General features: G+C 62.2%; 16 protein-coding genes. 11 read left to right on the top strand and 5 right to left on the bottom strand.

All coding sequences use genetic code 11. The features are described from left to right. Nucleotides 1-39: 39 nt before the first annotated feature. Entirely contained in the window at nt 40-1,032 is a 993-nt protein-coding gene (locus FA94_RS08095) for a polyprenyl synthetase family protein (protein ID WP_035548769.1), read from the bottom strand. A gap of 237 nt (nt 1,033-1,269) precedes the next feature. Here FA94_RS08095 and rplU point away from each other — a divergent pair, with 237 nt between their 5' ends. The 4 genes from rplU to proB all read left to right on the top strand — a co-directional run bounded on the left by rplU (nt 1,270) and on the right by proB (nt 4,425). Beyond that, entirely contained in the window at nt 1,270-1,581 is a 312-nt protein-coding gene (gene rplU / locus FA94_RS08090; protein ID WP_007747161.1) for a 50S ribosomal protein L21, read from the top strand. Between the two features lie 25 nt (nt 1,582-1,606). Next, on the top strand, nt 1,607-1,870 hold the full coding sequence (rpmA, locus tag FA94_RS08085; RefSeq protein ID WP_007180330.1) for a 50S ribosomal protein L27: 264 nt from the start codon (nt 1,607-1,609) through the stop codon (nt 1,868-1,870). A gap of 242 nt (nt 1,871-2,112) precedes the next feature. Beyond that, nucleotides 2,113-3,234 (top strand): Obg family GTPase CgtA, encoded by a 1,122-nt coding sequence (cgtA, locus tag FA94_RS08080; RefSeq protein ID WP_035548766.1) that lies wholly within the window; start codon nt 2,113-2,115, stop codon nt 3,232-3,234. Between the two features lie 72 nt (nt 3,235-3,306). After that, nucleotides 3,307-4,425, top strand: a complete 1,119-nt coding sequence (proB, locus tag FA94_RS08075; RefSeq protein ID WP_035548763.1) for a glutamate 5-kinase — start codon at nt 3,307-3,309, stop codon at nt 4,423-4,425. A 140-nt stretch (nt 4,426-4,565) separates the two neighbouring features. On the opposite strand, the gene FA94_RS08070 is transcribed toward proB, so the two are convergent. Both FA94_RS08070 and FA94_RS08065 read right to left on the bottom strand, forming a co-directional pair. Further along, nucleotides 4,566-5,123: a CNP1-like family protein gene (locus tag FA94_RS08070; protein WP_035548761.1), complete on the bottom strand. Its 558-nt coding sequence runs from the start codon at nt 5,121-5,123 to the stop codon at nt 4,566-4,568. A gap of 76 nt (nt 5,124-5,199) precedes the next feature. Beyond that, nucleotides 5,200-5,955, bottom strand: a complete 756-nt coding sequence (locus FA94_RS08065; RefSeq protein WP_035548758.1) for an RNA pyrophosphohydrolase — start codon at nt 5,953-5,955, stop codon at nt 5,200-5,202. A gap of 333 nt (nt 5,956-6,288) precedes the next feature. On the opposite strand from FA94_RS08065, the gene FA94_RS08060 reads away from it, so the two are divergent. Together FA94_RS08060 and FA94_RS08055 are read left to right on the top strand one after the other, a co-directional pair. After that, nucleotides 6,289-8,025: a proline--tRNA ligase gene (locus FA94_RS08060; protein WP_035548756.1), complete on the top strand. Its 1,737-nt coding sequence runs from the start codon at nt 6,289-6,291 to the stop codon at nt 8,023-8,025. A 12-nt stretch (nt 8,026-8,037) separates the two neighbouring features. Beyond that, nucleotides 8,038-8,637, top strand: coding sequence for a MarC family protein (locus FA94_RS08055; RefSeq protein ID WP_035548754.1), 600 nt, complete (start codon nt 8,038-8,040; stop codon nt 8,635-8,637). Between the two features lie 123 nt (nt 8,638-8,760). Here the strand turns inward: FA94_RS08055 and FA94_RS08050 are convergent, their stop codons facing one another. Continuing rightward, the gene (locus tag FA94_RS08050; protein WP_035548752.1) at nt 8,761-9,312 is read right to left on the bottom strand and encodes a hypoxanthine-guanine phosphoribosyltransferase; all 552 of its coding nucleotides are present in this window, start codon (nt 9,310-9,312) and stop codon (nt 8,761-8,763) included. 140 nt (nt 9,313-9,452) lie between these two features. Then, nucleotides 9,453-10,820, bottom strand: coding sequence for a signal recognition particle protein (gene ffh, locus FA94_RS08045; RefSeq protein WP_035548750.1), 1,368 nt, complete (start codon nt 10,818-10,820; stop codon nt 9,453-9,455). 81 nt (nt 10,821-10,901) lie between these two features. Here ffh and FA94_RS08040 point away from each other — a divergent pair, with 81 nt between their 5' ends. The 5 genes from FA94_RS08040 (at nt 10,902) to FA94_RS08020 (ending at nt 18,367) form a co-directional block, all read left to right on the top strand. Next, nucleotides 10,902-11,822, top strand: coding sequence for a cytochrome C assembly family protein (locus FA94_RS08040; protein ID WP_035548747.1), 921 nt, complete (start codon nt 10,902-10,904; stop codon nt 11,820-11,822). Nucleotides 11,823-11,831: 9 nt separating this feature from the next. Then, nucleotides 11,832-12,167: a PP0621 family protein gene (locus FA94_RS08035; RefSeq protein ID WP_035548744.1), complete on the top strand. Its 336-nt coding sequence runs from the start codon at nt 11,832-11,834 to the stop codon at nt 12,165-12,167. Beyond that, nucleotides 12,164-12,760 (top strand): 1,6-anhydro-N-acetylmuramyl-L-alanine amidase AmpD, encoded by a 597-nt coding sequence (gene ampD / locus FA94_RS08030; protein WP_035548741.1) that lies wholly within the window; start codon nt 12,164-12,166, stop codon nt 12,758-12,760. Before FA94_RS08035 ends, ampD begins: the two co-directional genes overlap by 4 nt. Before the next feature lie 528 nt (nt 12,761-13,288). Continuing rightward, a complete protein-coding gene (locus FA94_RS08025; protein WP_035548738.1) occupies nt 13,289-16,285 on the top strand; it encodes a ribonucleoside-diphosphate reductase subunit alpha in 2,997 nt (998 codons plus the stop codon). A gap of 849 nt (nt 16,286-17,134) precedes the next feature. Next, on the top strand, nt 17,135-18,367 hold the full coding sequence (locus FA94_RS08020) for a ribonucleotide-diphosphate reductase subunit beta (protein WP_081935765.1): 1,233 nt from the start codon (nt 17,135-17,137) through the stop codon (nt 18,365-18,367). Nucleotides 18,368-18,442 lie beyond the last annotated feature (75 nt).

Below are 18,442 nucleotides of genomic sequence, written 5' to 3'. Positions count from 1 at the left end.
ATTTTGTACTGCTGGACTCTTATGGTGTTTCAGTCTCGTTCAAGACTGTCTTGCCGTCGAGTAAGAACATAATTCTAGCAGGCTATCTTTGAAAATGGAATCGGGAAATGAAGAAATTGCTGCTGCGGCGGCCTGAGCTTCCTGCTTCGCACAGTCCAGCGTGTGGTCCAGCGCGCCGGAGCGCGTGATGGCTTCGAAAATCGTGTCGAACCGGGCGGTGCCGCCTTGCTCGATCGCTTCCCGGGCGAGCGCAGATTGTTCTGGCGTGCCGCGTTCGATCAGATAGATCAGCGGGAGGGTCGGTTTGCCCTCGCGCAGATCGTCGCCGGCATTCTTGCCCATTGATTCGGCCGTGCCTGTGTAGTCGAGCCAGTCGTCCATGATCTGGAACGCGGTGCCGATGCGCCGGCCGAACTCCGCAGCGGCGGCTTCAGTTTTCGCGTCTGAGCCGGCGAGCACGGCGCCGAGCTGGGCGGCCGCCTCGAACAGCTTGGCCGTTTTGTAGCGGATCACCTGCATGTAGCGGGCTTCGTCCACGTCCGCATCATGCATGTTCAGCAACTGCAGCACTTCGCCTTCGGAGATGATGTTGGTCGCCTCCGACAGAATCTCCATGACCCGCATCTTGCCGACGCCAACCATCATCTGGAACGAGCGCGAGTAGAGGAAATCGCCGACCAGCACGCTCGCGGCGTTGCCGAACAGCGCGTTGGCAGTCTGGCGACCGCGCCGCAGATCGGATTCGTCTACAACGTCATCGTGCAGCAGCGTGGCGGTGTGGATGAACTCGACGACCGCCGCCAGTTCATGCCGGTGCCCCGTGGTTTCACCCAGCGCACCGGCCACCAGCAAAAGCAGCGCGGGCCGCAGCCGCTTGCCGCCGGCACTAATGATGTACTCGGAGATCTGATTGATCAGCATCACGTCCGACGCTAGACGGTGCCTGATGACGCGATTGACCTGCTGCATGTCTTCGGCGATCGGAGCGAGCAGGCTGGCGGCGTTGGAGGAGGGGGTGGCAGTCGACGACATGATGGCTGAATTGGGTAGTGCCGCGAATTATAAGGCGAATCGCGGCAGTTCCGTGTCGCGGGCTGCCGTGCGGCGCGTTCGGCAGCGACGGGGCCGTGCGCTGGGGCGCGGCCGCGAGGCGCTGCGCACCTTGCACGGTATCTCTCAATGAGTTTTGACCGCGTAGCTAACTCTATGTATAATCACGGGTTTCCGCGCGCGGTGCGTGGAAAAAATGAACACAGAGTGAGGTTCTCAATGTACGCGGTCATAAAAACCGGTGGCAAGCAGTATAAAGTTGCCGTCGGCGAAAAACTTAAAGTAGAACAGATACCGGCAGACATTGACGCTGAAATCACGCTCGACCAGGTTCTCGCAGTGGGCGAAGGCGAATCGATTAAGTTCGGTACGCCGCTGGTCAGTGGGGCTTCCGTCAAGGCTACCGTCGTGTCGCAAGGTCGTCACAAGAAAGTGACCATCTTCAAGATGCGTCGCCGGAAGCACTACCAGAAGCATGGCGGCCACCGCCAGAACTATACCGAACTGCGCATCGACGCGATCAACGCGTAAGCGCAACGGTTAAGGAGCAAATCAAATGGCACACAAAAAGGCAGGCGGATCATCCCGCAACGGCCGCGACTCCGAATCGAAGCGCCTCGGCGTGAAGGTTTACGGCGGTCAGGCTATCAACGCTGGCGGCATCATTGTTCGTCAACGTGGTACGCGCATGCACCCGGGCGAAAACGTCGGTATCGGCAAGGATCACACCTTGTTCGCGCTGACGGACGGCCACGTCAATTTTTCGACGAAAGGCGCAGCGAAGAAGCACATGGTCAACGTCGTCCCGGCAGCAGTCTGAGCTTACTCAGGCACGGGCTTCAGGACCGGTAAAAGGCCCCGCGAAGTTAGCGGGGCTTTTTTTATTCCGGCGGCTTTTGCCGGACGAATGGGCGTGAACGCGCCGCTCATGCCGTCAGTCCTATGCCGTTCGGCCGATTGATCGGCACCCGGCTGGCGCGGCAAAATAGCAGCATCGAGTACATCCAGTAGCATTAAATCTAGCAGCACCATCTGGCAGCACACCACGGGACGGAGTTACGCATGAAGTTCATTGACGAAGCGAGGATTGAAGTCATCGCCGGCGACGGAGGGGATGGCAGCGCGTCGATGCGCCGCGAGAAATTCGTTCCGTTCGGCGGCCCGGATGGCGGCGACGGCGGCCGGGGCGGCAGCGTGGTTGCGGTCGCGGACCGCAATATCAACACGCTGATCGACTACCGCTACGCGAAAAAACACCTGGCGCGCAACGGCGAAAACGGTCGTGGCGCCGACTGCTACGGCAAGGGCGGCGACGACATCACGCTGCGCATGCCGGTCGGCACGACCATTTCCGACATGGAAACCGGCGAGTTGATCGCCGATCTGACCGAGCACAACCAGAGCGTGCAAATCGCGCAGGGCGGTGCGGGCGGTCTCGGTAACCTGCATTTCAAATCCAGTACCAACCGCGCACCGCGTCAGAAGACCGACGGCAAGCCGGGCGAGCGCCGCATGGTGCGTCTCGAACTGAAGGTGCTGGCTGACGTCGGTCTGCTCGGCATGCCGAACGCCGGCAAGTCGACCTTTATTTCGTCGGTGTCGAACGCGCGGCCGAAGATCGCCGACTACCCGTTCACCACGCTCGCGCCGAACCTTGGCGTAGTGCGCGTCGGTCCGAGCCGCAGCTTCGTGATCGCGGACATTCCCGGTCTGATTGAAGGTGCAGCGGAAGGCGCCGGCCTTGGTCACCAGTTCCTGCGTCACCTGCAGCGCACCGGCTTGTTGCTGCATATCGTCGACCTCGCACCGTTCGACGAAGCGGTCGACCCGGTCGCGGAAGCCAAGGCGATCGTCAACGAGCTGCGCAAATACGACGAGCTGCTGTATGAGAAGAAGCGCTGGCTGGTCCTCAACAAGCTCGACATGGTGCCCGAAGACGAACGCGAAGCGCGCGTTTCGGCGTTCCTCGAAGGCTTCGGTTGGGACGGCCCAGTGTTCGAAATCTCGGCGCTGACCGGTCAGGGTTGCGAGAACCTTTGCTACGCGGTGTTCGACCACATCGCCTCGCACTCGGACGCGCAGCGTGCGGCCGAAGCCGAAGATCTCGCCGCCGACGTGCGTTTCCGCGAAAAGCCGGCCGCGCCGCCCGTCGCGGACGAATCCAGCGTCGACCCGCAAGAATAAGAAAGCACGAGCGCCGGCGCGCCTGGATGGGCTGCCGGCTTGCATCACGCGTCAATTTGGAGACTGCGCACAATGCGTTCCGTCATCGCAGATTCACGGCGATTGGTAGTGAAAGTTGGTTCGAGCCTCGTCACGAATGACGGGCGCGGCCTCGACCATGCGGCGATCGGCCGCTGGGCGGCGCAAATCGCGGCTCTGCGCGCGCAAGGCAAAGAGGTCGTGCTGGTTAGTTCCGGCGCGATTGCCGAAGGTATGCAGCGGCTCGGCTGGACCAAACGTCCGCGCGAAATCGACGAATTGCAGGCGGCCGCGGCCGTCGGTCAGATGGGGCTCGCGCAGGTCTACGAAAGCCGCTTTGCCGAGCATTCGATCCAGACCGCGCAGATTCTGCTGACACACGCCGACCTGGCCGATCGCGAGCGCTATCTGAACGCGCGTTCCACGTTGTTGACGCTGTTGCGTCTTGGCGTGGTGCCGATCATCAACGAGAACGACACGGTCGTCACCGACGAAATCAAGTTCGGCGACAACGACACGCTCGGTGCCTTGGTCGCGAATCTGATCGAGGGCGACGCGCTCATCATTCTCACCGATCAGCAAGGGCTCTTCACCGCAGACCCGCGCAAGGATCCGAACGCCACGCTCGTGCAGCAGGCCGATGCCGGTGCGCTGGAACTTGAGGCGATGGCTGGCGGCGCCGGCTCCAGCCTGGGGCGCGGCGGCATGCTGACCAAGATTCTCGCCGCCAAGCGCGCGGCTCACAGCGGCGCCAATACGGTGATCGCGAGCGGGCGCGAGGCGGACGTGCTGTCGCGGCTGGCGTCGGGCGAAGCGATCGGCACGCAGTTGATCGCACGCACGGCGCGCATGGCGGCCCGCAAGCAATGGATGGCGGACCACCTGCAAGTGCGCGGCCATGTCGTAATCGACGACGGCGCGGTCGAAAAGCTGACCGAAGGTGGCAAGAGCTTGCTGCCGATCGGCATCGTCGGTGTGCAGGGCGCGTTCGCGCGCGGCGAGGTGATTGCTTGCCTGAGCGCTGCGGGGCGAGAAGTGGCGCGTGGTTTGACGAACTACAGCAGCGCGGAAACCAAGCTGATTCAGCGTCGCCCGAGTGGCGAGATCGAATCCGTGCTCGGCTACATGCTCGAGCCCGAGCTGATTCATCGCGACAATCTGGTCCTGGTCTGAGCCTAGCGCCGGTTCGCAGCAGATCCGGAGCCAGCCGCACAGCGCACACAAAAAAGCCGTTTCAGCACAAGCTGAAACGGCTTTTTTCACATCCACGACCCGTTGCGACTTCGAACAACTTGCTCAGGAACAACTCACCCTTAACGGATCAACGAGGCCGCAGTGCGCTTGTAGCGGATATTCTCAAGAATCCGCTGAGCGTTGCCCGTAGGCATCTTGCTCGCGCACAGATAATCCTGATACAGCGCCGACTGATACGCGTTCAGCGCACCATCTTCAATACGCGTGAAATTGTTCGCGACCGTGGTGTCCCAACCGTCATGATCCGCATTCAGGCCTGCGTACTGGCGCCATTCGTACGTGTCGCAGCGAATGCCTTCATAGATCACATTACGTGCGCCGCTCGGGCTCGTCACGACGACGGTAAGGCGAACCACACCGTCGGTACCGACAGTGAGCGAATTCTTGTCGACCGCGAACTGCAGCGGGGTATTGCCCGAAACTGCGAACGGCAGCAGATTCGCGTCTTGCGGCAGCGGCGGCAACGTGTCCACCTTGTTTTCGACCCAGCTACCCTGGCGGTCCAGCAGGTAGACGAACGCGCTGTCGTCTTTATTCGTGGGTTTGCCGGCGCTCGAGCAACCAGCCAGCAGGGCGCCGGTGGCGACGCACGCCACGACGAGAGCAAGTGCTTTCAATATGATTTCCTCGAAACACCGGCGCGGCTCAGTGAGCCGCGCCGGTTGAGGCGGCCAGGACAGCCGCACAGCGTTGTTAATTGCGCGCGCCCGGGCGGAATAGCGAGCCGGCGGTTTCGCGAGCGGATTCGCCCTCGTCCTCATGCTCCGGCGCGGCGCCCAACTCGGGCTCCGATCCGGAACCCGAACCGCAATCGGACGCGATCGTGGTGTGAACCGATGTTTCGATGCTGACAGATGTCACCGTGGTCACGGAGGTCACCGTCATTATCGTGGAATCCGGCGGACTCTCCATTGACGACGCTATCCGGGGATAACGCGGCACGTGGTGCCCGACAGGTTTTTCCGCACGCGGCACAGCCCGGCGCATGAAGCGGGATAGCTCCGTCAGCGCCAACTGATACACATCCCGCTTGAACTCGATCACACAGTCGAGGGGCACCCAGTACTCGTTCCAGCGCCACGCATCGAACTCAGGGTGGTCGGTGGCGCGCAAGCAGATGTCGCAATCGCGTCCAACCATCCGGAGCAAAAACCAGATTTGTTTCTGGCCGCGGTAATGACCGCGTACTTCGCGCTTGATGAACTTGTCAGGCACCTCGTAACGCAACCAGTCGCGCGTGCGGCCGATCACCTTGACGTGCTCAGGAAGCAGCCCGGTTTCTTCGTGTAACTCCCGATACATCGCTTGCACGGGGGTCTCTCCGTACTTGATGCCCCCTTGCGGAAACTGCCAGGAATGTTCACGGAGCCGTTTGCCCCAAAACACCTCGTTGTGCGCGTTCAAGAGGATGATGCCGACGTTCGGGCGAAAGCCTTCACGATCCAGCATACAACCACCTTCGAATCCTTTAAAATTGCTTTGATTATAAACAGATAACGGACCCGACGCACCGATTCGCACCAGATTGGAACGATTCGCCGCAAAAGGCCCCGCGTTTGCGGTAGCCTGTCAGTCTTTCCGTGCCTTATCCCGTGTGTGAAGGCTTTGCGCGGCAGCTTCGGCGGCGTGCGAAAGCGTGTCGAGGCGCCTTAGGCGTGAGCACGCGGCGCTGTGCCAGGCGTCGGGCGAACCGGGCTGACAGAGCGCCGTGTCTGTGTCGATTCCCTACCGTTTTCACCTTTCGGGCGGTCCTTCCGGAGCCGCCGCTTTTGGAAAATCTGAATGAAAGCTTCCCGTTTCTTTATCGGCACGCTGAAAGAAGCGCCCGCCGACGCCGAGATCGTCAGCCACAAGCTCATGGTGCGCGCCGGCATGATCCGTCGCGTGGCCGGCGGTATTTATAACTACCTGCCGGTCGGCCTGCGTTCGATCCGCAAGGTGGAAGCCATCGTGCGTGAAGAAATGAACCGGGCCGGCGGGATCGAACTGCTGATGCCGGCCGTGCAACCGGCCGAGTTGTGGCAGGAATCGGGCCGCTGGGAAAAATACGGCCCCGAGCTGCTCCGTTTCAAAGACCGCAAGCAAACCGATTTCGTGATCGGACCGACCCACGAAGAAGTGGTCACGGACATCGCGCGTAATCAGATCAAGAGCTACCGTCAGTTGCCGGTGAATTTCTACCAGATCCAGACGAAGTTCCGCGACGAGATCCGTCCGCGTTTCGGCGTGATGCGTGGTCGCGAATTCATCATGAAAGACGCGTACTCGTTCGACAAAGACGCCGAAGGTCTGCGCGAGTCGTATCGCAAGATGTACGACGCGTACGTGCGCATCTTCACGCGTCTCGGTCTGGACTTCCGCGCGGTGGCGGCGGACAACGGTTCGATCGGCGGCAGCGGTTCGCACGAATTCCACGTGATCGCCGACACAGGTGAAGACGCGATCGCTTATTGCCCGACCTCCGAGTTCGCGGCGAACGTCGAAGCGGCCGAAGCGTTGCCGCTGTACGCGGAACGCGCGGCACCTGCTGAAGCGCTGACGAAAACCGCCACGCCGGGCAAGGCGAAGTGCGAGGCCGTCGCCGAACTGCTGAACATTCCGCTCGAGCGCACCATCAAGTCGATCATTCTCGCGACCGAAAACGAAGGCGCCGAGCCGACCATCTGGTTGCTGATGCTGCGCGGCGATCACGACCTGAACGAAATCAAGGCGAGCAAGCTGCCGGGTCTGGCTGAATTCCGCATGGCAACCGAGGCTGAAATCGTCGAGACCTTCGGCACGCCGCCCGGCTACCTCGGTCCGATCAACACGAAGAAGCCGGTCAAGGTCGTCGCGGATCGCACCGTCGCGAACATGAGCGACTTCGTCGTCGGCGCGAACGAGGTGGATTTCCACATCGCCGGTGTGAACTGGGGCCGCGATCTGCCGGAGCCGGTCGTCGCCGATATTCGCAACGTGAAGAAGGGCGATCCGTCGCCGGACGGCAAGGGCGTGATCGACATCTGCCGCGGGATCGAAGTGGGCCACGTGTTCCAGCTCGGCAAGAAGTATTCGGAAGCCATGAACGCGACCTGCCTCGACGAAAACGGCAAGCCGCAGCCGATGGAAATGGGCTGCTACGGTATTGGCGTGACGCGTATCCTGGGCGCGGCGATCGAACAGAATTTCGACGACAAGGGCATCATCTGGCCGGAATCGATCGCGCCGTTCGAAGTCGTGCTGTGCCCGATGGGCTATGACCGCAGCGACGCCGTGCGCGAGCAGGCCGACAAGCTGTACGCGGCACTCGTCGAAGCGGGTATCGACGTGATTCTCGACGACCGTGGCGAGCGCCCGGGCGTGATGTTCGCCGACTGGGAGCTGATCGGCGTGCCGCATCGTCTGGTGATCGGCGACCGTGGCCTGAAAGAAGGCAAGCTCGAATATCAGGGCCGCCGCGACGCCGAAGCGACGCTGCTGCCGGTCGAAGACGCCGCGCAAACGGTGATCGGGAAGATTCGCGCCGCGTTGGCGAGCTAAGCGGAGCGGACGGTGGAGTACACCTTCCTGTCCGCGACTATCCTGCTGATTCTGATCACCGATCCGCTCGGCAACATTCCGCTCTTTATTAGTTGTCTACGCGGAGTGTCGCCGCAGCGGCGCACGGTCGTGATTCTCCGTGAAGTGGCGATCGCGTTTGCGATCCTGCTGGTCTTCATGGTGGTCGGGCAGGGTTTTCTGCGCATGATGAGCCTGACCGATCAGTCGTTGCGGATCGGCGGCGGCATCGTGTTGTTCCTGATTGCGCTCAGAATGGTGTTTCCGCATCCGGACGGACCGTTCGGCGGCGACACGCGCGGCGGCGAGCCGCTGATCGTGCCGCTCGCGATTCCGGCGCTGGCGGGTCCGTCGGCGTTGGCCACGGTGATGCTGCTGACGTCGCAGGCGCCGGGCAAGATGTTTGAGTGGATCGGCGCGCTGACTGTCACGATGATCGTCTGCGCGATCGTGCTGATGCTGGCCGAGCGCATTCAGGCCTGGCTCGGCGAGCGCGCGATGATGGCGTTCGAACGCCTGATGGGTTTGGTGCTGGTGGCGATTTCGGTCGAGATGATGTTGGGCGGCATCCGGTCGTTCGTGCATCAGCTTTGACGCCCGGTGCCATTCAAGTCCACTCGATTCGACAAGCAGCGACCAACAAAAAAGCGACCCGCGGGTCGCTTTTCTTTCGCCGGTACGCCGCGTGATCACGGCGTAGTCGCAGGAACTGGAGTCTCAAGCCCCTTCGGTCAGCGCACGAATGGTCGGCAGGTTGCGCCAGTAACCTTTCGCGTCCATCCCGCAGCCGAACACATAGCGGTCCGGCACTTCGAACCCGCAGTAATCCGGGCGCAGCGGTTTAGCTTTCGGAATGATCTTCTCGCAAAGCACCGCGCTCAGGAAACGCTTCGCGCCCATCGCGAGAATGCGGTCGCGGATCGCGGCCATCGTCTCGCCTTCGTCGAGAATGTCGTCGAGCACCAGCACCACGCGATCCTTCACCGACTCGGCCGGCGCGACGCGCCACTGCATCTCGTTGCCGCCCTTGGTGGTGTTGCGGTAGCGGGTCAGGTGGATGTAGTCGAACTCGAGCGGAAAATCGAGGTGCGGCAGCAGCATGCCGGTGAACACCGCCGCGCCGCCCATGACCGACAGCACGAGCGGGAAGTCCTCGCTCATCTCGCTGCGGATGGCGTCCGCCATGCCGCTGATCGACGCGTTGACGTCGTTGGCCGAAACGATTTCTTCGGAGTGGCTAAAAATATGCAGGGCTTCTTCGCGGTTCATGACGTCTGACGGGCAATAACTGTATACATAGTGTGGGTGAGATCGGCGGCGCGCGGTACAGAATAAACCCGCACAAATCGGAAGCCAGCGCTTTCCGACGTTCGCGCGCGAAAAGCACGCGCCCGCCATCTTGAACAAGCTTAGCGCATGCCGGGCAACATGCCCTTCATGCCGCGCATCATCTTCTGCAGATTGCCGCCCTTGAGCTTCTTCATCATGGTGCGCATCTGGTCGTACTGATTCAGCATGCGGTTGACTTCCTGCACCTGCACGCCCGCGCCCGCGGCAATGCGCCGCTTGCGGGTGGCCTTGATGAGATCCGGCTTGGCGCGCTCGAGCGGCGTCATCGAATTGATGATGCCTTCCATGCGACGCATCTGCGATTCGGCCATGCCCATGTTGGCGCCGGCCGCAGCCTGCTGGAATTGCGCGGGCAGCTTGTCCATCAGCGACGACAGGCCGCCCATGCTCTTCATTTGCGTGAGCTGCGCGCGGAAATCGTTGAGGTCGAAGTCGCCGCCTTTCTTGACCTTGTCGGCGAGCTTCTGCGCGGCCTGGACGTCCACGCCTTTCTGCGCTTCTTCGACGAGGGCGAGAATGTCGCCCATGCCGAGAATCCGGTTCGCCATGCGATCCGGGTAGAACACTTCGAGGCCGTCGAGCTTTTCGGCGACGCCGACGAACTTGATCGGCTTGCCGGTCACATGACGCACGGACAGCGCCGCGCCACCGCGCGAGTCGCCGTCGAGCTTGGTGAGCACCACGCCGGTGAGCGGCAATGCGTCGCTAAAAGCTTTGGCGGTGTTGACCGCGTCCTGGCCCAGCATCGCGTCGACCACGAACAGCGTTTCCGCCGGTTTCAGTTCGGTGTGCAGCGCGGTGATTTCCGCCATCATCACTTCGTCGATACCGAGACGGCCGGCCGTGTCGACGAGCAGCACGTCATGGTAGTGACGCTTGGCCCAGTCCACCGCGGCGCGCGCAATGTCGACCGGCTTCTGATCGGGTTCCGACGGGAAGAAGTCCGCGCCGACCTGCTCGGTCACCATCTTCAACTGCGCGATAGCAGCGGGACGGTAGACGTCGCACGAAACGGTGAGGACCTTCTTCTTGTACATTTCGCGCAGCAGCTTGGCGAGCTTGCCGACCGTGGTGGTCTTACCCGCGCCCTGCAGACCCGCCATCAGGATGATGGCCGGCGGCGTGACGGCGAGGTTGAGTTCGACCGCCTTGCCTTCGTAGTCGCCGCCGATGATCGCGGTCAGCTCGCGCTGCACCACGCCGACGAGCGCCTGACCCGGCGACAGGCTGCTGATGACTTCTTCGCCGAGCGCCTTCTCCTTCACCTTGGCGATGAACTCGCGCACGACGGGCAGCGCCACGTCGGCCTCGAGCAGCGCCAGGCGAACCTCGCGCAGCATTTCCTGGGTGTTCGCCTCGGTGAGCCGGGCTTCGCCGCGCAGCGTCTTGACGACGCGCGCCATCCGTTGAGTCAGATTGTCGAGCATGGGGAGCGATGAACAGTGCGGCCCGGGCAGCGCGCGAAGTGGAAGACGTCGCGGAGTAGGGGCCTAGTGTAAACTTCGAATATGGATATTGTACTGTATGCCCTCACTGCGCTCCTCTACGGCGGTTTAGCCGTGGCCGGCTGGCGCTCGCACCGGCACGCCGCCGTGCGCCCCATGCTCGAGAGCGTGCCGCCGGTGCCCGCCGCGGCCAGCGCGCCGGCCGCCTCGGGCATGAGCTCGGCTGGCCGCGCGCTGCTTGGCGTGGCGCTGGCCGCGCACGGCGTGCTGCTGCACACCACCATCTTCCCGCAGAACGCAATGGTGTTCGGCTTCGCGTTCGCGCTGTCGGCCATGTTCTGGCTCGGCGCCGGCATCTACTGGATAGAGAGTTTTTTCTTTCCGCTCGACGGGCTGCGTCTGCTGGTGTTGCCGCTCGCCTGCGTCGCTTCGCTGATGCCGTTGGCGTTCGGCGGCGTGCGCGTGCTGCCGTATTCGGCCGCGCCGTTGTTCAAGCTGCACTTCCTGATCGCCAACATCGCGTATGGTCTGTTTGCGATCGCGGCGCTGCACGCCATTCTGATGCTGCTGGTCGAGCGGCGTTTGCACGCCATGCGCGGCGGCGGCGTCGCGCAGCGGCATGCGGCCGCGGCCGGCAACGGCTGGCTGTCGAGTTGGCTCGACACGCTGCCGCCGCTTCTGACGTTGGAAAAGCTGTTGTTCCGTCTGATCGGCGCGGGTTTTGTGCTGCTCACGCTGACCTTGCTGTCGGGCATTCTGTTTAGCGAGCAACTGGTCGACCGTGCATTGCGGCTCGATCACAAGACCGTGTTCGCGATTCTTTCGTGGGTGATGTTCGGCGCGCTGCTGACCGCGCGCAAGGTGTCGGGTTGGCGCGGTCGCGCGGCCCTGCGCTGGGTGCTGGCGTCGTTCGTCGCGCTGTTGCTGGCGTACGTCGGCAGCCGTTTCGTCTTCGAGGTGCTGTTGCACCGTGCTGTAGTGTGAGCGTATTCCATGCGACAAATATTTCTGCTGATCCTGTTGTTCGTCGTCGGCCAATGGCTGGTTAAGGCGCTGCGTCGTCATGATGCGCAAACCACGCAGCGCACCGGCGGCGCCGGCGCGGGAGCGAACGGTGCGCCAGGCCAGCAAGCCGGTGCCAATGGCGCCGCCCGTCCGGCGGGTCAAGCGCAAGCGCGGCCGCAACTCGCCGAGCCGATGATCCGCTGCGTCGAGTGCGGCGTGCATGCGCCGAAGAGCGATTCCGTGGTGGTGGCGGGGCAGCCGTTCTGCAGCGCCGCGCACGCGCAGCGGCACAGCGCGCGTCCGTCGGGCCGCGACGCTCGATGAGCGGCGCGTTCACCGTCGATGCCGACGGTTGGGTCGCCGCCGCCAGTCAACTCCGTTCGCCGAATTTCGAAGCGCGCCCCGACGGCGCCGTGCCGACGCTGATCGTCGTTCACAACATCAGCCTGCCGCCGAACGAGTTCGGCGGCACGGCGATCGCGGAGCTGTTCCTCAACACGCTCGACTGCGACGCGCACCCGTACTACGACACTCATCTGCGCGGCGTGCGGGTCTCGGCGCATTTCGTGATTCATCGCGACGGCGCGCTCGAGCAATTCGTTTCTTGCAACGAGCGCGCGTGGCACGCGGGGCCGTCGAATTTTTTCGGCCGCGAGCGCTGCAATGATTTCTCGATCGGTATCGAGCTGGAGGGCAGTGACACCGCTGCTTTCGAGGCGGCGCAATACCGCACGCTCGGCGCTCTCGTGAGCGCGCTGAAGGCCCGCTATCCGGTCGAGGCGCTCGCCGGTCACTCGGACATCGCCCCGGGTCGCAAGACCGATCCAGGTCCGCATTTCGAGTGGCAACGTCTGCAGCGCGACACCGCGCTCGACGCTCAGTATTTCCCCTATCTCAAGTTTTCCGCGAACTCGTAACGCCTCTTTGCGCGACCTTGCGTGATGCGAGGAGAGCAAGGCACAGCCTTGTTCTCCGAGGAAGTGCGCCGCGCCGCGCTATCCAAAAGTCAACCCATTCAAAGCAAATAAAACGATTTGACCTGTCTCGAATCTCCACTATACTTGGTGCCAGAAATTCGGTTTCACACCATATCTTGTGTTGGCTGTGTATAACTGTGTGGATAACCGAGTGCATAAATCAGCGGCGCCCCGCTCTCCGAGCACGGCGCCGCAAGCATTCCGGGCAGTGAAAAAATTCCTGTGGCGCGGCCGGTCAAGACCAACCGGCGGCATCCAGAAGCATTCAGGGAAGGGGCATAGCCAGTGATCGCGACGCATACGACGAAGACCGTTTTCAATTCGAATCAGGCTTCGTCGCCGTCGCATCCCGCCAACCGGCTCAGCCAGCCTCTTTCCTGCACCCTATCGCTTGCGCACGCGGCGGCGCAGCGTTCGTTTTAATCCGCGGCAATCACCGCACCATTTCCAGGACCAGGAGCTTTGCACATGCAAACCACCGACAACGCGACGACCCGCTATGAGGGTTCACCGACCGGCCAGGCCTTCGGCCAGGCACAAGGCGCACAGGCGCTCGCGCCGCAAGCGACGCTCGCCGACTACAAGGTGATCCGCCGCAACGGCGGCGTCGTGTCGTTCGAGCCGTCGAAAATCGCCATCGCCGTGACGAAGGCATTTCTGGCTGTCAACGGTGGTCAAGGCGCGGCTTCGGCGCGCGTGCGCGAACTGGTCGAGCAACTTACGCAGAGCGTGGTGCGTGCGTTGGTGCGCAGCCGCCCGAACGGCGGCACGTTCCATATTGAAGACATTCAGGATCAGGTCGAACTCGCGCTGATGCGCGGCGGCGAGCACAACGTTGCGCGCGCTTACGTGCTGTATCGCGAGAAGCGCACCCAGGCGCGCGGTCATGACGACCAGATCGTCGCCAACACGCCGGGTCTGAACGTGACCGACAACGGCGTCACGCGTCCACTCGACATGGCTGCGCTGCGCGGCATCATCGAATCCGCTTGCGCGAATCTGGGCGACGCCGTGAGCGCCGACCCGATCATCGCGGAAACGGTCAAGAATCTGTACGACGGCGTGCCGATGACCCAGGTCTACGACTCGGCGATTCTGGCTGCCCGCACGATGATCGAAAAAGATCCGGCGTATAGCCAGGTCACCGCGCGCATCCTGCTGCACACGATCCGCCGCGAGATCCTCGAAGACGAAGTCACGCAAGGCGAAATGGCCGAGCGTTACGCCGAGTACTTTCCGCAGTTCATCAAGCGCGGCATCGGCGCCGGCCTGCTCGACGACAAGCTCCAGCAGTTCGACCTGAAGCGCCTGGGCGCCGCGCTCGACAACAGCCGCGACCTGCAATTCGGTTACCTCGGTCTGCAAACGCTGTACGACCGCTACTTCCTGCATCACGACGGCGTGCGGATCGAAATGCCGCAGGCATTCTTTATGCGTGTCGCGATGGGTCTGTCGCTGAACGAGATCGACCGCGAAGCGCGCGCCATCGAGTTCTACAACATTCTGTCGAGCTTCGACTTCATGTCGTCCACGCCGACGCTGTTCAACTCGGGCACGCATCGCTCGCAACTGTCGTCGTGCTACCTGACCACGGTCGACGACGACCTCGACGGTATCTACGAAGCGCTGAAGGAAAACGCGCTGCTGTCGAAGTTCGCCGGCGGTCTGGGCAACGACTGGACGCGCGTGCGTGCGCTCGGTTCGCACATCAAGGGCACCAACGGCAAATCGCAAGGTGTCGTTCCCTTCCTGAAGGTCGTCAACGACACGGCCGTCGCCGTGAACCAGGGCGGCAAGCGCAAGGGCGCGGTGTGCGCGTACCTGGAAACGTGGCACCTGGACATCGAGGAATTCCTCGAGCTGCGTAAGAACACCGGCGACGACCGTCGTCGCACGCACGACATGAACACGGCGAACTGGATTCCCGACCTGTTCATGAAGCGCGTGATGGAAGGCGGCGACTGGACGCTGTTCTCGCCGTCCACCTGCCCGGACCTGCACGACCTGTTCGGCGCGGAATTCGAAACGGCTTACACGGCTTACGAAGCGAAGGTCGCGCGCGGCGAGATCAAGCTGTTCAAGACGCTGCCGGCGGCGCAACTGTGGCGCAAGATGCTGGGCATGCTGTTCGAAACCGGCCACCCGTGGATCACGTTCAAGGATCCGTGCAATGTGCGCTCGCCGCAACAGCACGTCGGTGTCGTCCACTCGTCGAACCTGTGCACGGAAATCACGCTGAACACCAGCGACGCCGAAATCGCCGTCTGCAACCTGGGCTCGGTGAACCTCGTCGCCCACCTGAAGGAACAGGCCGACGGCACGCTCGTGCTCGACCACGACAAGCTCAAGCGCACCATCAGCGTCGCGATGCGCATGCTCGACAACGTGATCGACATCAACTACTACGCGGTCGCCAAGGCGCGTAACTCGAACCTGAAGCACCGTCCGGTCGGTCTCGGCATCATGGGCTTCCAGGACTGCCTGCATCTGCTGCGCACGCCGTACGCGTCGCAAGAGGCGGTGGCGTTCGCCGATACGTCGATGGAAGCGGTCTGCTACTACGCTTACTACGCGTCGACGGAACTGGCGCAAGAGCGCGGCCGTTACTCGAGCTACCGCGGCTCGCTGTGGGATCGCGGCATCCTGCCGCAAGACTCGGTGAAGCTGCTGGCCGACGCGCGTGGCGGTTACGTGGAAGTCGACTCGAGCGAGTCGATGGACTGGACCGAACTGCGTTCGCGGGTCGCCCAGTACGGCATGCGCAACTCGAACTGCGTCGCGATCGCGCCGACGGCGACGATCTCGAACATCATCGGCGTGTCGGCTTGCATCGAACCGACGTTCCAGAACCTGTATGTGAAGTCGAATCTGTCGGGCGAATTCACGGTGGTCAACGACTACCTGGTGCGCGACCTGAAGGCGCGCGGTCTGTGGGACGAAGTGATGGTCGCCGACCTGAAGTACTTCGACGGCACGTTGTCGCGCATCGACCGGATTCCGGCGGACCTGCGCGCGATCTACGCGACCGCGTTCGAACTCGATCCGGTGTGGCTGGTTGAAGCGGCTTCGCGTCGTCAGAAGTGGATCGACCAGGCGCAATCGCTGAACATTTACATGGGCGGCGCGTCGGGTAAGAAGCTCGACGAGGTCTACAAGCTCGCCTGGGTGCGCGGTCTGAAGACGACCTACTACCTCCGCACGATGGCGGCGACGCACGTCGAGAAGTCGACGGTGGCGCACGGTCAACTGAACGCGGTGAGTTCGGGCGGCGGCGAAGGTTCGGGTGGCGCGGCTGGCGGCGCAGCGGGTGGCTTCGGCGCGAACGGAGGCGGCGCAACGCCGGGCGGCTTTCAGGCTGCAGCGGCCACGGCAGCAGTCGTCGAAGCAGCGCCGGAAGCGGATGGTCCGGTCTGCATGATGCGTCCGGGCGACGCAGGTTTCGACGAGTGCGAAGCTTGCCAGTAAGCGTTGCCAACAAGCGCTGCGGGTGAGCGCGAAGCAGATAGCGGGAGCGTTGCTTGCTGACGGGTTGTAGGTAGTCACCCGAATGCGGCGAGCAACGCAGCTCGATGCGATGAAGCGGTAGTGACGCAGACGAGTGAAGTCGATGAGCGGTGCGGTGAAAGAAGTCGAAGCCGCGCCGCTCATCGACGGGCAGTGAAGCAGGGCAGGCGACTGAAGTCGCGAGGCGCCGGGTCGGTGGAAACTCGGAGAGGCCTCAGTGGTAGATCAGCAGCCAGTAGTCAGCAGTCGGCAACACCCGACGAAGCGCGCGGCACAGCGCGCTTGAGCAAACGCTTCGATCGATGGGCCGATCAACGCAGCCGGCCCGATGCATCGCTCGACACGACATTGAACTTCACTTCGCTTGCGCTGACGAACAGACAGACGCGGGCGCGGACGCAAGCAGAGATAGACGAACGCAAGCGAAACGCAGACGCGTAGCAGAGAGTCGCAGCAGCACCGCGAGACCTCTGCGGACGAACGCGAAAAGCAACGCAACGAGCAACGCAGATAGCAACGCAACGAGCAACGCGACACAGCAAAACGCAACCGCAAGATGCTGCAAACGCACTCCGCAATACAGATAGATAGAGCAGCGAAACGTCGCATCGACACGTTGCTCTTCGAGCTCGCGAAGCACCTCGACGACACACGTTCAACACGCTTCACGCGAGGCGACTCACACAGTCTGTTGAACAAAGTGTTGTATGAACGTAGCAACGCGAATCGAAAACAGGATTTTTCATCAGCGAACTCTTTTATCGCTCGTGAAAAGATGGTACAAACCGTTCTAAATTGATGGTGACATTTATGCTTAACTGGGATGACGAGATCACTGCCGTACCTCCCTCGAGCGGCGCGCAACAAGATGTGTTGCGCAGCGCTGCGGGATCGGCTGTCGGTTCGCAAGTCGGAATGCGTTCCGCTCCTCATGCTCCCTCGGATCGAAACGTCTTCGCTCCTCAAGATGTTTTCGAAAGCGGTATCGCCGCGGCTCATGCTGCTGGAACGGCTGCCGTTTCCGAAGCGCGGGTCAACGTCGCCGACAAGCGCATCATCAACGGCCAGACCGACGTCAATCAGTTGGTGCCGTTCAAATACAAGTGGGCCTGGGAAAAATACCTGGCGGGTTGCGCCAACCACTGGATGCCGCAAGAAGTGAACATGTCGCGCGACATCGCCTTGTGGAAAGACCCGAACGGTCTGACCGAAGACGAGCGCCGCATCGTCAAGCGCAACCTGGGCTTCTTCGTGACAGCGGATTCGCTGGCCGCCAATAACATCGTGCTGGGCACCTACCGCCACATCACGGCGCCCGAATGCCGCCAGTTCCTGCTGCGCCAGGCGTTCGAAGAGGCGATCCACACGCACGCTTACCAGTACATCGTCGAATCGCTGGGCCTCGACGAAGGCGAAATCTTCAACGCGTATCACGAAGTTGCCTCGATCCGCGCGAAAGACGAATTCCTGATTCCGTACATCAATGTGCTGACCGATCCGGGCTTCAAGACCGGTACGCTCGAGACAGACCAGACGCTGCTGCGCTCGCTGATCGTGTTCGCCTGTGTGATGGAAGGCCTGTTCTTCTACGTCGGCTTCACGCAAATCCTGGCGCTCGGCCGTCAGAACAAGATGACCGGCGCGGCGGAACAGTACCAATACATCCTGCGCGACGAGTCGATGCACTGCAATTTCGGCATCGACCTGATCAACCAGATCAAACTCGAAAACCCGCAACTCTGGACGGCTGAGTTCCGCGCGGACATCCGCGAGATCTTCAAGCAAGCGGTCGAACTCGAATATCGTTACGCGGAAGACACGATGCCGCGCGGGGTGCTCGGCCTCAACGCGTCGATGTTCAAGAGCTATCTGCGCTTCATCTGCAACCGCCGTTGCCAGCAGATCGGTCTCGATCCGCTGTACCCGAACGAGGAAAACCCGTTCCCGTGGATGAGCGAAATGATCGACCTGAAGAAGGAACGCAACTTCTTCGAGACGCGAGTGATCGAATATCAGACTGGCGGCGCGCTGACCTGGGAGTGATCCGGGTTCGTGCTGCAGATGCATTCATTGATGGGGATGCCGCAGGCCTTCGCCGCGGCAATTTTGGTTAGGAGC

Origin of the sequence: Burkholderia sp. 9120 (assembly GCF_000745015.1) — a bacterium.
In the GTDB taxonomy this organism is placed as follows: Bacteria; Pseudomonadota; Gammaproteobacteria; order Burkholderiales; family Burkholderiaceae; genus Paraburkholderia.
This window is presented reverse-complemented; position numbering and strand designations above follow the sequence as displayed.

What these genes read in the sequence shown, in the direction of transcription:
- FA94_RS08050 (WP_035548752.1), bottom strand. Translation starts at nt 9,312, where the DNA reads ATGAACCGCGAAGAAGCCCTGCATATTTTTAGCCACTCCGAAGAAATC.
- cgtA (WP_035548766.1), top strand. Translation starts at nt 2,113, where the DNA reads ATGAAGTTCATTGACGAAGCGAGGATTGAAGTCATCGCCGGCGACGGA.
- FA94_RS08020 (WP_081935765.1), top strand. Translation starts at nt 17,135, where the DNA reads ATGCTTAACTGGGATGACGAGATCACTGCCGTACCTCCCTCGAGCGGC.
- ampD (WP_035548741.1), top strand. Translation starts at nt 12,164, where the DNA reads ATGAGCGGCGCGTTCACCGTCGATGCCGACGGTTGGGTCGCCGCCGCC.
- ffh (WP_035548750.1), bottom strand. Translation starts at nt 10,820, where the DNA reads ATGCTCGACAATCTGACTCAACGGATGGCGCGCGTCGTCAAGACGCTG.
- FA94_RS08065 (WP_035548758.1), bottom strand. Translation starts at nt 5,955, where the DNA reads ATGCTGGATCGTGAAGGCTTTCGCCCGAACGTCGGCATCATCCTCTTG.
- FA94_RS08040 (WP_035548747.1), top strand. Translation starts at nt 10,902, where the DNA reads ATGGATATTGTACTGTATGCCCTCACTGCGCTCCTCTACGGCGGTTTA.
- FA94_RS08025 (WP_035548738.1), top strand. Translation starts at nt 13,289, where the DNA reads ATGCAAACCACCGACAACGCGACGACCCGCTATGAGGGTTCACCGACC.
- rpmA (WP_007180330.1), top strand. Translation starts at nt 1,607, where the DNA reads ATGGCACACAAAAAGGCAGGCGGATCATCCCGCAACGGCCGCGACTCC.
- FA94_RS08095 (WP_035548769.1), bottom strand. Translation starts at nt 1,032, where the DNA reads ATGTCGTCGACTGCCACCCCCTCCTCCAACGCCGCCAGCCTGCTCGCT.
- FA94_RS08060 (WP_035548756.1), top strand. Translation starts at nt 6,289, where the DNA reads ATGAAAGCTTCCCGTTTCTTTATCGGCACGCTGAAAGAAGCGCCCGCC.
- FA94_RS08035 (WP_035548744.1), top strand. Translation starts at nt 11,832, where the DNA reads ATGCGACAAATATTTCTGCTGATCCTGTTGTTCGTCGTCGGCCAATGG.
- rplU (WP_007747161.1), top strand. Translation starts at nt 1,270, where the DNA reads ATGTACGCGGTCATAAAAACCGGTGGCAAGCAGTATAAAGTTGCCGTC.
- proB (WP_035548763.1), top strand. Translation starts at nt 3,307, where the DNA reads ATGCGTTCCGTCATCGCAGATTCACGGCGATTGGTAGTGAAAGTTGGT.